Raw genomic sequence first — 1,309 nt, 5'->3', positions numbered from 1 at the left:
CTGACAGTGATGATGTGGGAGCGGGTCACCCGGTCGGTCTGACTCAGCCTCTGACTGACCGTGGTGTCTTCTAGGGGATTCGTCGGCGTTTCCGGGTGACCCGTTCCTGCACTCACCTGCTGGACGTTCGTGACCTGATAGGAGCCTGTGCAAGAGGTCCCGTCACTGTCCTGTCCGCCCGTCCGGCGGTGCGTGCCGACCCTGTTCGGTGCAAGCGAAAGGGACGACGGTTCCAGCATGACAGCCAAGAAGCGTCAGGTCACAGGTGGTGTCGACACCCACGGCAGGACTCATCACGCCGCCGTCATTGACGGTGCTGGCCGGGTACTGGGTGACCAGGAGTTCCCGGCCTCAGCGGCGGGCTACCAGCAACTGCTGGCCTGGCTGCGCCGGTTCGGGCAGGTAATCAAAGTTGGAGTGGAGGGCACCGGCACCTACGGCGCGGGACTGGCCCGCCACCTCACCGCCTGTGGTATCGCCGTGATCGAGGTCGACCGCCCGGACCGACGAGCCCGCCGAGCCAAGGGCAAGTCCGACTCCCTCGACGCACTCGCCGCAGCCCGGGCAACCCTGTCCGGACAGGCCAGCGGCACACCGAAGACCCGCACCGGCCCAGTCGAGGCCATCCGAGCCCTGCGGGTGGCCCGCCGTGGCGCGATGAAGGCCCGCACCGCCGCACTCAACCAGCTCCACGGCCTTGTCACTTCCGCTCCGGAGTCTCTGCGCCAGGACCTCAACCAGGCGGGAACACCATTGGTCGACCGATGCGCCACGCTCGCCGTCGAGGAGACTCGACTCACCGATCCGGTCGAGGCCACCAAAGCCGCCCTGGTCGCCATCGCCGCCCGGATCCAGGCCCTGACCGCCGAGATCACCCAGGCCGACCGGCGGCTACGACCCGCCGTCGCCCGCACCGCCCCACACCTGCAAGCTGTCTACGGCATCGGCCCAGATGTCGCCGGCCAACTACTCACCACCGCCGGCGACAACCCCGACCGACTCCGCTCCGAAGCCGCCCTGGCCCACCTCTGCGGCGCCGCGCCCATCCCCGCCAGCAGCGGACGCACCGACCGCCACCGCCTCAACCGCGGCGGTGACAGAGCCGCCAACTCAGCCCTGCACACCATCGCCCTCGTCCGTATGCGCCACGACCCCCGCACCCGCGCCTACGTCGAGAAACGCACCAAACAAGGCCTCAACAAGAAAGAGATCATGCGCTGCCTCAAGCGCTACATCGTCCGCGAGGTCCACACCGCCCTCCTCGCCGACTTCACCGCCCTCAACACCCCTTGACGTCTATAGGAGCATC

Annotated in this window: 1 protein-coding gene; it reads left to right on the top strand. The window is 68.2% G+C overall.

The genetic code is table 11. The features are described 5' to 3' along the window. Positions 1-192: 192 nt before the first annotated feature. Positions 193-1,293, top strand: coding sequence for an IS110 family transposase (locus ACPXCB_RS31485; protein WP_425879756.1), 1,101 nt, complete (start codon positions 193-195; stop codon positions 1,291-1,293). Positions 1,294-1,309 lie beyond the last annotated feature (16 nt).

Origin of the sequence: Micromonospora sp. DT62 (genome assembly GCF_049847285.1) — a bacterium.
Taxonomy (GTDB): domain Bacteria; phylum Actinomycetota; class Actinomycetes; order Mycobacteriales; family Micromonosporaceae; genus Micromonospora; species Micromonospora reichwaldensis.
The sequence above is the reverse complement of the archived record's forward strand: the minus strand, read 5'-3'. Positions and strand labels throughout refer to the sequence as shown.